Genomic DNA, 14,281 nt, shown 5'->3' with positions numbered 1-14,281 from the left:
TCCCGCACCGGCCCCCCAGACGAAGGACGCGCCCGATGCCGCACAGGACCTTCTCGCTCTTCATCCTGCCGTCGCTGCTGGCGATGATCCTGTTCGTCGCCCTGCCCATCGGCTCGGTCGTCTACCAGTCGCTCTTCATCGAGCACGAGCAGGTGATGGTCGAGGTCGAGAATTGCGGCCCGTTCGGCTGCACGATCGAGCGCCGGGTCGATGCCGAGGCGATGCGCGAGCTGCGCGAGGCGCAGCCGGCCGGCCGGTTCAACGGGATCGGGACGTACCTGAACGCCGGGCACCTCGCGGTGGACCGGATCGGCGAGATCTGGGAGCGGACCGACGACTGGGGCACCTTCCTCGACCAGGTGATGAACCTGCCGCTCTACAAGGCGCTGATCTTCACGCTCAGCTACACGTTCATCGTCACGCCCTTCGTCATCATCCTCGGCTTCTTCATCGCGCTCGGCGTCAACGCGCTGCCGGGGCTCATCAAGGGTCCGGTGATCTTCTTCTCGCTGCTGCCGATGATCGTGACGCCGCTGATCGGCAGCCTCGTCCTGTACTGGATGATCGACAGCCGCGGCATCATCGGCTCGGCCCTGCAGACGCTGGTCGGCGACCCGACGCTCAGCCTCAAGGCGTCGCCGACGCTGACCTGGGTGACGCTGTTCGTCTACGGCATCTGGCACTCCGCCCCGTTCGCCTTCGTCGTGTTCTATGCCGGCCTTCAGGGCGTGCCCAAGGACACGATGGAATCGGCCATGGTCGACGGCGCCAGCCGGTGGGAGAGGGTGCGCTTCGTCACCATTCCCTACCTCATGCCGCTCGCCACCTTCATCGCGCTGATGCAGCTGATGGACAATTTCCGGGTGTTCGAGCCCATCGTCGGCTTCTCGGCCGAGGCGAACGCGACCTCGCTCAGCTACCTCATCTACTCGGACCTGCGCAGCGCTGATTCACCGCTCTTCGCCTCGGCCGCCGCGACGTCGGTGCTGACGACGCTGGGGGTCATCATCCTGCTGATGCCGGTGCTGGTCCGCACCTGGCGCGACTTCAACCGCAAGGCCTGAGGAGGGCGCCCGTGACCGACACCACCGCCGCAGACGCCAAGCTGGCGACCCCGCGCCGGCGCCGGCGCCGCCGCTCCGCCACCGCGAGGTCCCTGCCCCTCGTCACCCTGTCGGTCGGCTTCGTCGTCCTGTGGGTGATCGCCGCCGCCTTCCCCTTCCTCTGGACCGCCTGGGGGTCGTTCAAGGTCGAGGCCGACTTCTTTTCGCGGCAGGACTGGATGAACGCGATCACCGGGGTGCAGACGATCCGCCAGACCGGCGACGCCTTCACCGGCGACGGCTACCAGGGCGCGTGGGTCGAGCAGGACTTCTGGCGCGCGGTCATCAACACCGGGATCGTGACGTTCTTCGTGGTCGTGATCTCGCTCACCTTCGGCACCCTCGGCGGCTACGCCCTCGCCCGGTCGGGCTACCGCTACACGTTCTGGATCCTGATCGCGGCGCTGATCTTCCGGGCGATGCCGCACGTCACGCTGGTCTCGGGCTACCTCTTGCCGTTCTTCCAGCTCGGCATCTGGGGATACCTCGCGACCACGATCATCGTCCTCGTCGCGATCAACCAGCCGTTCACGCTGTGGATGCTGCACAGCTTCTTCCTGTCGATCCCGAAGGATCTGGACGAGAGCGCGATGGTCGACGGCTGCACCCGGTTCCAGGCGTTCCGGCTGGCCGTCATCCCCGTCATGTGGCCGGGCGTCATCACGACGGGGCTGTTCAGCTTCCTCCTCGCCTACAACGACTTCACCGTCACCTCGATGCTGCTCACGGCCGAGAACCAGACGATGGTGCCCGCCATCAACTCGTTCCTCGGCTCGACCCAGGCCGAGGGCAAGGTGATGTACGCGGTCGCCGCCGTGGTCTCGGCGATCGCGCCGCTCTTCGTGCTCGTCATGTTCTTCCAACGCCAGATCGTCAGCGGCCTGACCGCCGGCGCCGTGAAAGGCTGACCCTCATGGCTCGACTGCAACTCAGGAACGTCACCAAGCGCTGGGGCTCCTACGTGGGCGTCCAGGACTTCGACCTCGACATCGTCGATCAGGAGTTCCTGGTGCTCCTCGGCCCGTCCGGCTGCGGCAAGTCCACAACGATGCGGATGATCGCCGGCCTCGACGACGTGTCGAGCGGCGAGATCTGGCTGGGCGACCGCATGGTGAACGACCTCGAGCCGAAGGACCGCGACATCTCGATGGTTTTCCAGTCCTACGGCCTCTACCCCAACCTTTCCGTCTACGAGAACATCCGCTTTCCCCTGCGGGTGCGGAAGGTGCCCAAGGACAAGCACCACGAGATGGTCATGACCGCGATCCGCATGGTGGAGCTGGAGCCGTTCATGGACCGCCGCCCCGCCGACCTGTCGGGCGGCCAGCGCCAGCGCGTGGCGCTGGGCCGCGCGATCGTCCGCAAGCCGACCGTGTTCCTGATGGACGAGCCCCTGTCGAACCTCGACGCCAAGCTGCGCGTCTCGACCCGGGCGCAGATCAAGAACCTGCAGTCGAAGCTCAAGACCACGACCGTCTACGTCACCCACGACCAGATCGAGGCGATGACGCTGGCCGATCGCGTGGTGGTCATGAACAAGGGCGCGATCCAGCAGGTCGGCACGCCGACCGAGATCTACGACAACCCGGCCAACACCTTCGTCGCCTCCTTCATCGGCTCGCCGGCGATGAACCTGGTCGAGGGCCGCATCGAGGGCGGCACCTTCACCGGCGACGGCATCCGGGTGGAGGGGCTGAGCGCGCCCGACGGGCCGGTGACGCTGGGCTTCCGCGCCGAGGACGCGGCGATCGTCCCCTCCGGCGGCCAGATCGCCGCCCCCGTCTACGCCGTGGAGCTGCTGGGCGAAGCGTCGATGATCACCTGGCGGCTGGGCGAGGCGCTCGTCTCGGTCAAAACGGGCAAGGAGTACCGCGCCGAGACCGGCCAGATGGTGGAGGCCAGCGTGCCCGCTGCGATCTGCCACCTCTTCGACGCCGAAACGGGAAAGGCGCTGCCGCGATGAGCATGACCCACGAGGAGCGGGCCGAGGCGACGCGGCAGGTAGTCCGGCGGATGGAGGACGCCCTCGCCGCCAATTCGAACGACATGGCGGCGCATTTCCACGAGGATTTCCACTGGTACGGCAATCGGGGCTGCGGCACCAAGGACGGCCTCGCCGCCTTCCGCGCCAACTGGCAGCTGCCGCTGCGCGCCGCCTTCACCGAGCGCAGCTACCACACGCAGCGCTTCGTCTGCGAAGACGACTGGGCCTCGTGCTTCGGCCACATCGAGGCGACGCATACCGGCGCCTTCATGGGGATCGCGCCGACCGGCAAGCGGGTGACGATCCCCTACATGGATTTCTGGAAGGTCGAGGACGGCCGGATCAAGGACAACTGGGTGTCGGTGGACTTCGCCAGCGTGCTGGCGCAACTCGGCCGCGACGTGTTCGGCGGCGAGGGCTGGGAGGCCTACGACGAGGGCACGCGCGTGCCCCCGCGCCCCGAGGAGGAGACGACGAGATGACGATCACGCACCTGAAATCGGGCAAGCCCGACGCCGAGCGGGCCGAGGACGACGCCAAGGTCCGCGGCATCGTCGAGGCGACGCTGAAGGACATCGAGACCCGCGGCGACGCCGCGGTCCGCGAGCTGTCGGCAAAGTTCGACAAGTACGAGCCGGAGCGGTTCCGCCTGACGCCGTCCGAGATCGAGGCGGCGATGCAGAAGGTATCCGACCGCGACATGGCCGACATCCGCTTCGCCCAGGACCGCATCCGCGGCTTCGCCGAGGCGCAGCGGGCGTCGATGACCGACATCGAGGTCGAGACGATGCCGGGCGTCGTCCTCGGCCACCGCAACATCCCGGTGCAGTCGGTCGGCTGCTACGTCCCCGGCGGCAAGTTCCCGATGGTCGCCTCCGCCCACATGTCGGTGCTCACCGCCTCCGTCGCCGGGGTGCCGCGCATCGTCGCCTCCGCCCCGCCGGTGAACGGCGCGCCGCACCCGGCCATCGTCGCCGCAATGCACATGGGCGGCGCGCACGAGATCTACGTCCTCGGCGGGATGCAGGCCGTCGGCGCGATGGCTCTCGGCACCGAGACGATCGAGCCGGTCCACATGCTGGTCGGCCCCGGCAACGCCTTCGTCGCCGAGGCCAAGCGGCAGCTGTACGGCCGGGTCGGCATCGACCTTTTCGCCGGGCCGACCGAGACGATGGTGATCGCGGACGAGACGGTGGACGCCGAGATGTGCGCGACCGACCTGCTCGGCCAGGCCGAGCACGGCTACAACTCCCCCGCCTGCCTGATCACCAACTCCCGCAAGCTGGCGGAGGGCACGCTGGCCGAGATCGAGCGCCTGCTGGAGCTTTTGCCGACACGCGAGACCGCCGCCGTGTCCTGGCGCGACTACGGCGACGTGATCCTGTGCGACACCCATGACGAGATGCTGCAGGTCGCCAACGACATGGCCTACGAGCATGTGCAGGTCATGACCGACCGCGACGACTGGTATCTCGAGAACATGCACTCCTACGGGGCGCTGTTCCTCGGCCCCCGCACCAACGTCGCGAACGGCGACAAGGTGATCGGCACCAACCATACGCTGCCGACGAAGAAGGCGGGGCGCTATACCGGCGGCCTGTGGGTCGGCAAGTTCCTCAAGACCCATTCCTACCAGCGCATCACCACCGACGAGGCCGCGGCGACGATCGGCGCCTACGGCTCGCGCCTGTGCCTGCTGGAAGGGTTCGTCGGCCACGCCGAGCAGTGCAACGTCCGCGTCCGCCGCTACGGCGGCGTGAACCTCGCCTATGGCGGCGCCGCGCCCTACCGGGACGCGGCCGAGTAAGCCTCATGGACCTGCCCAAGCCTCCCTCCTCCCGCCTCGACGGCCGGCGCGCGCTGGTGACAGGCGCCTCGTCGGGCATCGGCCTCGGCGCGGCCGTCGCGCTGGCGGACGCCGGCGCGCACGTCGTCTGCGCGGCGCGGGGGGCCGGGCGGCTGGACGAGGCCGTCGCCGCGATGGCGGCGGCGGGCTACGGCGTCGAGGCGCTGCCGCTGGACGTCGCGGACCTCGCCGCGATGGAGGCGGCGCTGGCGGCGCAGCAGCCGTTCGACGTCGTCTTGAACTCCGCGGGGATGGGCCGCCACTCCCCCGCGCTCGAGACGACGCCCGAGGATTTCGACGCCGTGATGGCGGTGAACCTGCGCGCCGCCTACTTCCTGTCCGCCCGCGCGGCGGAGCGGATGATGGCGGCGCAGGTCCGCGGCTCCATCATCCACGTCTCGTCCCAGATGGGCCACGTCGGCGGCGTCGACCGCGCCGTCTACTGCGCGTCCAAGCACGCGCTGGAGGGGATGGTGAAGGCGATGGCGATCGAATGGGGTGGCCACGGCATCCGCATCAACACGGTCTGCCCCACCTTCATCCGCACCCCCCTCGCCGAGCAGACGCTGAAGGTGCCCGAGCGGCGGGCCTGGATCGAGAGCATGATCAAGCTCGGCCGCGTGGGTGAGATCGAGGACGTCATGGGCGGGATCCTCTACCTCGCCTCGGACGCGTCCGCCCTCGTCACCGGCACCGCGCTGATGATCGACGGCGGCTGGACGGCGCACTGATGGCCGGCGATCCGCCCTCCCGCGTCACCTCGCTCGACGTGGCCCGCCGCGCCGGGGTCAGCCAGTCGGCCGTCAGCCGCGTCTTCACGCCCGGCGCCTCCGCCAGCAAGCGCACGGTCGAGAAGGTGCGCAAGGCGGCCGAGGAGCTGGGCTACCGGCCGAACGTCCTCGCCCGCGCGATGATCACCGGCAAGAGCCGGATCATCGGCCTCGTCGTCGCCTACCTCGACAACCACTTCTATCCGCTCGCGGTGGAGCGGTTGAGCGTGGAGCTGCAGCGGCAGGGCTACCACGTCCTCGTCTTCATGGCGTCGAACACGATCGGCGACGTGCAGTCGGTGATGCAGGAGATCCTCGACTACCAGGTCGACGGCATCGTCCTCGCCTCGGTCTCGATGTCCTCGGTCCTCGCCGGGCGGTGCGACGATCTCGGCATCCCCGTGGTCCTGTTCAACCGGACCCAGCCCGACCCGCGCCTCGCCAGCGTCGTCACCGACAACCACGAGGGCGGGCGCCAGATCGCGCACCACCTGGTCGCGGGCGGCGCGGCGCGGATCGGCTACATCGCCGGCTTCGAGGGCGCCTCGACCCAGATCGAGCGCGAGGCGGGGTTCCTTGAGGGTCTCGACGAGGCGGGTGCCAGGCTGGAGTTCCGCGGCGTCGGCAACTTCCAGCACGAGACCGCCCGCGCCGCCGCGCTCGAGATGTTCGCCGGCCGCGACCGGCCCGACGCGGTCTTCGTCTGCAACGACCACATGGCCTTTGCCGTGATGGACGTGCTGCGCGCCAAGCTCGGCCTCGACGTGCCGGGCGACGTCGCCGTCGCCGGCTTCGACGACGTGCCGATCGCGTCCTGGGCCGCCTACGACCTCACCTCCTTCCGCCAGCCGCTGGACGCGATGGTCTCCCGCACCGTCGAGGTGCTGATGGAGCGGATCGCCGACGACGCGGTCACCCCCCGCCGCCATACACTGCAGGGAGAGCTGGTCAGACGCAGCTCCACCCGCCCGACCGAGGACAGAGCATGAGCCTGACCGGCTTCGACCCCAAGTTCCGCGACTTTCCCGACTACATCATCGGGATCACCAGGGAGATCTGGGAGGATCGCGGGATCGCGACGCTGCACCGCTACTACGGCGAGGACATCGTCGTGCGCGCGCCGGCGGGCGTCACCGTGGGCAACAAGGGCGTGATCGCCGCGACGCTGGCCACGCTGGCCGAGTTCCCGGACCGGACGCTGCTGGGGCAGGACGTGATCTGGTCCGGCACGCCCGAGGCGGGGATGCTGTCGTCGCACCGGCTTCTGTCCACCGCGACGCATCTGGGCGACGGCGCCTATGGCCCCGCGACGGGGCGGAAGCTGCGCTATCGGATCCTCGCCGACTGCTACGCCATCGGGAACACGATCACCGACGAGTGGCTGATCCGCGACCAGGGCGCCATCGTCCGCCAGATGGGCCTGACGCCCGAGGGCTACGCCCGCGCCCAGATCGCGCGCGAGGGCGGGCCCGAGACGTGCGCCCGCCCCTTCACGCCGGAGGCCGACAAGGCCGGGCCCTATACCGGGCGCGGCAACGACAACATCTGGGGCCAGCGCCTCGCGGACGCGCTCGGGCGGCTGATGCAGGCCGACCTCGCCGCGATCCCGCAGCTGTGGGACCGGGCGTGCGAGCTGGCCTACCCGGGCGGCGTCGACGGCCAGTCCTGGGGCGACGCCGACCGCTTCTGGACGTCGCTGCGCGCCGCCTTCCCTGACGCGGCGTTCGAAATCCATCACGTCATCGGCCGCGAGGATCCGATGATGCCGCCCCGCGCCGCCGTACGCTGGTCGCTGACCGGCACCCATTCCGGCTGGGGCGCGTTCGGCGCCCCCACCGGCGCGCCCGTGCACGTCATGGCGATCACCCAGGCCGAGTTCGGCCCCTTCACCGAGCGCCACCTCGGCACCGACCACAGCATCCGCCGCGAGTGGACGCTGTTCGACGAGACCGCGATCTGGAAGCAGATCCTCATCCATACCGGCGCGCACGAGTGACGCGCCGCCCGCACCCCCCGGAGGAGACCTTCATGCCCGACACCGCACACGCGACCGCCCCCACGATCACCGCCGCCGAGATGGAGGCGCGGATCGTCCGCTACGGCGACCTGCAGCCCTGCAAGACCGCCTTCATCGACGCCCATACGCCGGGCTCGAACCAGAAGGAGAACTTCACCATCATCGGCGGCGGCGTCAGCGAAAGCGCCGACCAGCACGTCCACATCACCATTCCCCACGGCTTCAACATCGGCGCCGCGGGCCAGCCGCCCAAGTGCCGCAACTCGCTGCACTCGCACCGCACGGCCGAGGTGTTCTTCGTCCTGTCCGGGCGCTGGCGCTTCTTCTGGGGCCGCTGGGGCAATGCCGGCGAGGTGGTGCTGGAAGAGGGCGACATCATCAACATCCCCACCGGCATCTTCCGCGGATTCGAGAACATCGGCACCGACTACGGGATGATCATGGCCGTGCTCGGCGGCGACGATGCCGGCGGCGGCGTGATCTGGGCGCCGCAGGTGATCGAGGACGCGGCCGACCACGGGCTGGTGCTGGGCGAGAACGGCAAGCTGTACGACAGCAAGAAGGGCCAGTCGCTGCCCGAGGGGGTGAAGCCGATGCCGGTGCTGACGGAAGAGCAGCTCAAGGACTACCCCGAGCCGACCGCCGCCGACGTCATCCCGCGCCACGTCGCCCGCTACTGGGACATGGTCGCGATGGCCGGCAAGAAACCGGCGTTGGTCATCGGCGAGACTGGGATGCTGCCCGACCGCCCCGGCTTCGAGGTCGGCTTCGTCACCCGCGACTCCGCGACCGAGGAGATGCACCAGCACGACGTGCCGTCCGTCCTGATGCCGATGCGCGGCCACTGGAAGGTGCGCTGGCCCAGCGGCGAGGCGACGCTGGCGCCCGGCGACACGATGAGCGTGCCCGAGAACCTGCCGCATTCGGCCGTGCCGTCGATGACCGGCCATGCGAGCCTGTTCCACGTCGTCTCGACCGCGGATCCGGCCGGGCCGACCTGGAAGGGCTGATGCGGATCCCCGCCGCCTTCACCGTCTTCGCCGCCGGGGCGATGGCGCTGTCCGCCCTCGCCGCCGGACGACCGAGCGAGGCGCTGGCCGCGCTCGCCGTCCTGGCGGTCGCGGGCGGGATCCTCTGGCGGCTGCTGCGCGATCCCGCGGCGACGCGGCGGGGCGGCCATTTCGCGACCGTCCGGTTCAGGCCGCCGCCCGCCGGGGACGGGCCGAGGACCGGCACCTTCGCCCTTGTGCGGACCCAGGAGCGGCGGGGGCCGTGGGACGTCGCGCTGGATCGCCGGCCGGAGCGGGCGGACCTCGAGGTGATGGGCGTGGACCAGGGCGGCTGGGTGTGGCTGGGCGAAACGGGACTGCCCGAGAGGGTACGAATCGACTACGGCACCACGTGGAAGACATGGCCGGTGCTGAGCGCGGCCGAAACCGGGGACACGACATGAGGGCGAGACGGCGTCCGGAGGCGCGGCCTTGATCTTCGACGGACACAACGACGCGCTGGGGCGCCTCTGGGCCGGCAGCGCCGACCCGGTGGCGGACTTCGCGCGTCCCGTCGGCATGGTGAACGTCCCGGACGCGGCGGCGGGCGGCCTGCGGGGCGGGTTCTTCGCCCTGTTCTCGACCGCCGACCGCTCGCCCTTCGACCCGGCCGCCTTCGACGTGACCAAGTACGCCGGCCGCCTGCCCGCCCCGCTGGACGAGGCGGTGGCGCTGCAGACCGCCATCGCGCAGGCGGGCATCGCGCGGCGGCTGGAGGCGGCGGGGCACCTTGCCATCTGCCGCGACGGCGCGGCCCTCAACGCGGCGCTGGAGGGCGGCCCCCTCGCCTGCATCCTGCACCTCGAAGGGGCGGACGCCATCGGCCCCGACCTCCTGGCGCTCGACGCCTTCTACGCGATGGGCCTGCGCTCGCTCGGCATCGTCTGGTCCCGGCCGACGATCTTCGGCCACGGCGTGCCCTTCGGCTGGAACGCCGACGGCGACACCGGGCCGGGGCTGACCGAGGACGGCAGGCGCCTGATCGCCCGCTGCGCCGAGCTCGGGATCGTGGTAGATACCAGCCACCTGACGATGAAGGGCTTCTGGGACGTGGGCGAAGCCGGCCTCCCCCTCGTCGCCACCCACTCCAACGCGGTCGCCGTCGCCCCCTCCACCCGCAACCTCACCGACGCGCAGCTGCGCGCGGTGGGCGAGACGGGCGGCATGGTGGGACTGAACTTCGGGACGATCTTCCTCGACGAGGCCGGCTGGACCACCCGCCGCTCGACCATCGACGCGTGTCTGCGCCAGCTCGACCACATGATCTCGGTCGCCGGCGAGGACCATGTCGGCCTGGGGTCCGACTTCGACGGCGCGCCGATGCCCGATGGCCTGTCCGGCGCGGCCGACCTGCCGGCCCTCGTCGCGGCGATGCGCGCCCACGGTTTCGGCGACGCGCTGACCGCCAAGCTCTGCGCCGGCAACTGGATCGCCTTCCTGCACCGCCATTTCGAAAGGACCCCGCGATGAGCGTCCTCACCACCCATGTCGGCTCCCTGCCCCGCACGCAGGAGGTCGTCGACTTCATCTTCGCCCGCGAACGGAACGAGCCCTACGACGAGAAAGCCTTCGACGCCGCGATGGCCAGGGCGGTGACCGAGACGGTCCGCCGCCAGAAGGAGGCGGGCGTTTCCATCGTCTCGGACGGCGAGACGTCGAAGATCAGCTACGCGACCTACGTCAAGGACCGCTACACCGGCTTCGAGGGCGACGGCCCGCGCAACGCGCCCGCCGACCTCAAGCTGTTCCCGTCCTTCCTCAAGCGGATCGCCGACGAGGGCGGCACCCCGCAATATGCCCGCCCCGAATGCACGGGCGAGGTGCGGTCCAAGGAGAACGGCGAACTCGCCAAGGACATCCTCAACCTCAAGGCCGCGATGCGCGAGCACGGGGTCGAGCGGGGCTTCATGAACGCGGCCTCGCCGGGCGTCATCTCGCTGTTCCTGCAGAACCGGTACTACAAGACGCGGGACGCCTACCTTGCCGCGCTCGCCGACGCGATGAAGGACGAGTACGAGACGATCGTCGCCGCCGGCCTCGACCTGCAGCTCGACTGCCCCGACCTCGCCCTGTCGCGGCACATGCTGTTCACCGATCTCTCCGACGAGGAGTTCGTGAAGGTCGCCGCCTCCCACGTCGAGGCGCTGAACCACGCCCTGTCCGACATCCCGCAGGAGCGGGTGCGCATCCACATCTGCTGGGGCAACTACGAGGGCCCGCATGTCTGCGACATCCCGATGGCCAAGATGTTCGACACGCTGATGAGCGCGAAGGCCCGCTACGTGCTGTTCGAGACGTCGAACCCGCGCCACGGGCACGAATGGACGGTGTTCCGCGACCGCGCCGCCGACATTCCGGGCGACAAGGTGCTGGTCCCCGGCGTCGTCGACACGACCACCAACTTCGTCGAGCATCCCGAGCTGATCGTGCAGCGCATCCAGCGCTTCACCGACATCGTCGGCGCCGACCGCGTGATCGCGGGCAGCGATTGCGGCTTCGGCACCTTCGCGGGCTTCGGCGCGGTCGATCCCGACATCGCCTACGCCAAGCTCGCCGCGATGGCCGAGGGCGCGCGCCTCGCATGACGCCGCTCGTCCTGCTGCCGGGCATGATGTGCGACGCCCGCCTCTTCGGCCCGCAGATCGCGGCGCTGGAGGGGCGCGGGATCCACGTGCCCTCCATTGGCGGCCACGACAGCATGAAGGCGCTCGCGGCGGAGGTCCTCGCCGCCGCACCCGAGCGGTTCGCCCTCGCCGGCCTGTCCATGGGCGGGATCGTCGCGATGGAGGTGCTGCGGCAGGCGTCGGAGCGGGTGGAGCGGCTCGCCCTTCTCGACACCAACCCCCGCGCCGAGACGCCGCAGGTGCAGGCCCGCCGGGCGCCCCAGATCGAGGCCGCGCGCGCCGGCCGCCTGCGCGCCGTGATGCGGGACGAGATGAAGCCGAACTACCTCGCCGACGGGCCGGGCCGGCAGGAGGTGCTGGACCTGTGCATGGACATGGCGATGGACCTCGGCCCCGAGGTGTTCGTCCGCCAGTCCGTGGCCCTGCGTGACCGCCCCGACCAGCAGGACACGCTGCGGGCCGTGACCGTGCCGACGCTGATCCTCTGCGGCGAGAAGGACGCGCTCTGCCCGGTGGAGCGGCACACCCTGATGCACGGGCTGATCCCCGGCTCGACCCTGACCGTGATCGAGGGCGCCGGCCACCTGCCGACGCTGGAGAGACCGGACGAGACAAACGCGGCGCTCCGCCGCTGGCTGGAGGCCGCATGACCCTGACCCCCGATCTGCTCGCGCTCCTGAGCCGCGTCGACACGCCCACCGTGTGCAACGCCATCGAGACCGCGCAGGGCAAGCGCGGCTTCGACGCCTTCACCCGCGGCACGGTGATCGCCTCCGACACGTCCCGCGCCATCGTCGGCTACGCCGTGACCGCGAAGATCGCCGCCGTGGCGCCGCCGACCGAGCCGGCGGACATGATCCGCGCGCGGCGGATGGACTATTACCGCGCCATGGCCGAGGCGCCGAAACCGTCGGTCGCGGTGGTCGAGGACGTGGACGGGCCGGACGCCATCGGCGCCTACTGGGGCGAGGTGAACACCACGATTCACAAGGGTTTCGGCATGTCCGGCGCGCTGACCAACGGCGTGATGCGCGATCTGGGAGACATGGCGCCGGACTTCCCGGTCATCGCCGGCTCCATCGGCCCCAGCCACGGCTTCGTCCATGTCCGCGAGATCGGCACGCCGGTGACGGTGTTCGGCCTGACCGTCGCGCCCGGCGACCTCGTCCATGCCGACCGGCACGGCGCGGTGGTGATCCCGCTTGAGGTGGTGGATCAGCTCGGCGCCGCGATCGCGAAGATGCAGGAGACGGAGCGGCTGGTGCTGGACCCCGCTCGCCGCGAGGGCTTCGACTTCGCCGCCTTCGAGGCCGCCTGGGCGGCGTTCGAGAGGGCGCGGACGTGAGCGACCTGACCGACGCGGACTTCGAGGCCGCGCTGGAGGCGCGGGGGCTGACGCCGGACGCGGCGGACCGGGAGGGGGCGCTCGCCATCGCCCGCTACCTCGACCGGTGCACCCGCCTCCTGCGCGAGGCCGAAGGGGCCGACGCCGGAGCAGAGGCCCGCGATGATCGCGACTGACGCCCCGGACCTGTCGCTGGTCGAGGCCGGCGCGGCGCTGCGCGACGGGACGCTCACCGCCGAGACGCTGACGCGGGCGCATCTCGACCGGATCGAGCGGCGGAACGGCGACCTCCGCGCCTTCGTCCACGTCACGGAAGAGCGGGCGCTCGCCGCCGCGAGAGCGGCCGACGCCGACTTCGCCGCCGGCATCGACCGGGGACCGCTGCAAGGCATTCCCTTCGCGATCAAGGACCTGATCGACCTCTCCGGCGCCACTGTCACCAACGGCTCCCGCGTCCACGTCGACCGGACCGCCCCCGCCACCGCCCCGGCCGTTCAGCGCCTGCTGGACTCCGGCGCGGTTCCTCTCGGCATGGTCGCCACCTACGAGTTCGCCCTCGTCGGCCCCTCGACCGACGGCCCCTACCCGCCCGCCCGCAATCCTTGGAGCGCGGCGCACATCACCGGCGGCTCCTCCTCCGGCAGCGCGTCGGCCGTCGCGGGCGGGCTGGTGCGCGTCGCGCTCGGCACCGATACCGGGGGCTCGGTGCGCAGCCCCGCCGCCTATTGCGGGATCGTCGGGCTGAAGCCGACCTATCGCGCCGTCCCGCTGGACGGCGTGCACCCGCTCTCTCCCAGCCTCGACCATGTCGGCCCCCTCGCCCGGACCGTGCCCGACGCGGCGGCGATGTTCGCGGCGCTGACGGGCACGGCGTTGCCGGCGCTGGGGCGCGGGTTGTCGGGGCTGCGGATCGGCTACGGCCGCGGCTGGGCGGTCTCGGACGAGGCGGCGCCGGGCGTGCTGGAGCGGACGGACGACGCGGTCTCGGTCCTGTCGCTCGAGGGCGCGTCGGTCGGGATCGTGGAGCTGCCGGACATCGCGCTGGCCGAGGCGGTGGGCGCCGTCCTCATCCACGCCGAGGCGCTGGAGAGCCATCCGGGCCTCACCGGCACCGGCGCCGGCTACGGCCGCATGGCCTGGCAGAGCCTGATCGCGGGAGCGGCGCTGACGGGCAAGGACACGGCCCGGGCGCGCCGCCTCGCGGTGCGGCTGAGGGCGGAGATCGACGCCGTCCTCGCCACCTGCGACGCCCTCGTCACGCCGACGACGCTGACCCCGGCGCCGCCGCTCTCCGCCTTCGCGGACGGCAGGGCGGCGTGGACGCCGATGCGGACGCTGCCCTTCAACGTCACCGGCCACCCGGCGCTGTCGGTGCCGATGGGGTTCGTGGACGGCCTGCCGGTCGGCCTGCAGATCGTGGGCCTTCCCGGCGACGAGGCCACGATTCTGCGGATCGGAGCCGCCTTCGAGGCGGCCACGGACCACGGCGCGCTGCGGCCGGGGGTCTGACCGCCTCCTGTCCTGCCACTGCCTGAAAGGCCGG

16 protein-coding genes are annotated in these 14,281 nt (G+C 70.8%); all 16 read left to right on the top strand.

Annotated features, from left to right (window positions below; genetic code table 11):
- The first annotated feature begins 35 nt into the window (after positions 1-35).
- The 16 genes from A37W_RS0101580 (at position 36) to A37W_RS0101505 (ending at position 14,247) form a co-directional block, all read left to right on the top strand.
- Positions 36-1,064: a carbohydrate ABC transporter permease gene (locus tag A37W_RS0101580; RefSeq protein ID WP_018301273.1), complete on the top strand. Its 1,029-nt coding sequence runs from the start codon at positions 36-38 to the stop codon at positions 1,062-1,064.
- Between the two features lie 92 nt (positions 1,065-1,156).
- Positions 1,157-2,011: a carbohydrate ABC transporter permease gene (locus A37W_RS0101575; RefSeq protein WP_026198229.1), complete on the top strand. Its 855-nt coding sequence runs from the start codon at positions 1,157-1,159 to the stop codon at positions 2,009-2,011.
- Positions 2,012-2,016: 5 nt separating this feature from the next.
- The gene (locus A37W_RS0101570; protein ID WP_026198228.1) at positions 2,017-3,066 is read left to right on the top strand and encodes an ABC transporter ATP-binding protein; all 1,050 of its coding nucleotides are present in this window, start codon (positions 2,017-2,019) and stop codon (positions 3,064-3,066) included.
- On the top strand, positions 3,063-3,569 hold the full coding sequence (locus A37W_RS0101565) for an ester cyclase (RefSeq protein ID WP_018301270.1): 507 nt from the start codon (positions 3,063-3,065) through the stop codon (positions 3,567-3,569). The genes A37W_RS0101570 and A37W_RS0101565 overlap by 4 nt, the downstream gene beginning before the upstream one ends.
- A complete protein-coding gene (gene hisD / locus A37W_RS0101560; RefSeq protein ID WP_018301269.1) occupies positions 3,566-4,894 on the top strand; it encodes a histidinol dehydrogenase in 1,329 nt (442 codons plus the stop codon). The genes A37W_RS0101565 and hisD overlap by 4 nt, the downstream gene beginning before the upstream one ends.
- A 5-nt stretch (positions 4,895-4,899) precedes the next feature.
- Positions 4,900-5,664 carry an SDR family NAD(P)-dependent oxidoreductase gene (locus A37W_RS0101555; RefSeq protein WP_018301268.1) on the top strand — a complete coding sequence of 255 codons (765 nt, stop codon included), beginning with the start codon at positions 4,900-4,902 and terminating at the stop codon, positions 5,662-5,664.
- Entirely contained in the window at positions 5,664-6,692 is a 1,029-nt protein-coding gene (locus tag A37W_RS0101550; protein WP_018301267.1) for a LacI family DNA-binding transcriptional regulator, read from the top strand. Before A37W_RS0101555 ends, A37W_RS0101550 begins: the two co-directional genes overlap by 1 nt.
- On the top strand, positions 6,689-7,699 hold the full coding sequence (locus tag A37W_RS0101545; protein ID WP_018301266.1) for an ester cyclase: 1,011 nt from the start codon (positions 6,689-6,691) through the stop codon (positions 7,697-7,699). Before A37W_RS0101550 ends, A37W_RS0101545 begins: the two co-directional genes overlap by 4 nt.
- 32 nt (positions 7,700-7,731) lie before the next feature.
- On the top strand, positions 7,732-8,730 hold the full coding sequence (locus tag A37W_RS0101540; RefSeq protein ID WP_018301265.1) for a cupin domain-containing protein: 999 nt from the start codon (positions 7,732-7,734) through the stop codon (positions 8,728-8,730).
- The gene (locus tag A37W_RS0101535) at positions 8,730-9,173 is read left to right on the top strand and encodes a hypothetical protein (RefSeq protein ID WP_018301264.1); all 444 of its coding nucleotides are present in this window, start codon (positions 8,730-8,732) and stop codon (positions 9,171-9,173) included. The genes A37W_RS0101540 and A37W_RS0101535 overlap by 1 nt, the downstream gene beginning before the upstream one ends.
- Before the next feature lie 28 nt (positions 9,174-9,201).
- The gene (locus A37W_RS0101530) at positions 9,202-10,239 is read left to right on the top strand and encodes a dipeptidase (RefSeq protein WP_018301263.1); all 1,038 of its coding nucleotides are present in this window, start codon (positions 9,202-9,204) and stop codon (positions 10,237-10,239) included.
- The gene (locus tag A37W_RS0101525) at positions 10,236-11,354 is read left to right on the top strand and encodes a cobalamin-independent methionine synthase II family protein (RefSeq protein WP_018301262.1); all 1,119 of its coding nucleotides are present in this window, start codon (positions 10,236-10,238) and stop codon (positions 11,352-11,354) included. Before A37W_RS0101530 ends, A37W_RS0101525 begins: the two co-directional genes overlap by 4 nt.
- The gene (locus A37W_RS0101520) at positions 11,351-12,043 is read left to right on the top strand and encodes an alpha/beta fold hydrolase (RefSeq protein ID WP_018301261.1); all 693 of its coding nucleotides are present in this window, start codon (positions 11,351-11,353) and stop codon (positions 12,041-12,043) included. Before A37W_RS0101525 ends, A37W_RS0101520 begins: the two co-directional genes overlap by 4 nt.
- The gene (locus tag A37W_RS0101515) at positions 12,040-12,738 is read left to right on the top strand and encodes an RraA family protein (protein ID WP_018301260.1); all 699 of its coding nucleotides are present in this window, start codon (positions 12,040-12,042) and stop codon (positions 12,736-12,738) included. The genes A37W_RS0101520 and A37W_RS0101515 overlap by 4 nt, the downstream gene beginning before the upstream one ends.
- The gene (locus A37W_RS0101510; protein WP_018301259.1) at positions 12,735-12,914 is read left to right on the top strand and encodes a hypothetical protein; all 180 of its coding nucleotides are present in this window, start codon (positions 12,735-12,737) and stop codon (positions 12,912-12,914) included. Before A37W_RS0101515 ends, A37W_RS0101510 begins: the two co-directional genes overlap by 4 nt.
- The gene (locus A37W_RS0101505) at positions 12,901-14,247 is read left to right on the top strand and encodes an amidase (protein ID WP_018301258.1); all 1,347 of its coding nucleotides are present in this window, start codon (positions 12,901-12,903) and stop codon (positions 14,245-14,247) included. Before A37W_RS0101510 ends, A37W_RS0101505 begins: the two co-directional genes overlap by 14 nt.
- Positions 14,248-14,281: the final 34 nt, after the last annotated feature.

Source organism: Wenxinia marina DSM 24838 (assembly GCF_000379485.1).
Classification (GTDB): Bacteria; Pseudomonadota; Alphaproteobacteria; order Rhodobacterales; family Rhodobacteraceae; genus Wenxinia; species Wenxinia marina.
This window is presented reverse-complemented; position numbering and strand designations above follow the sequence as displayed.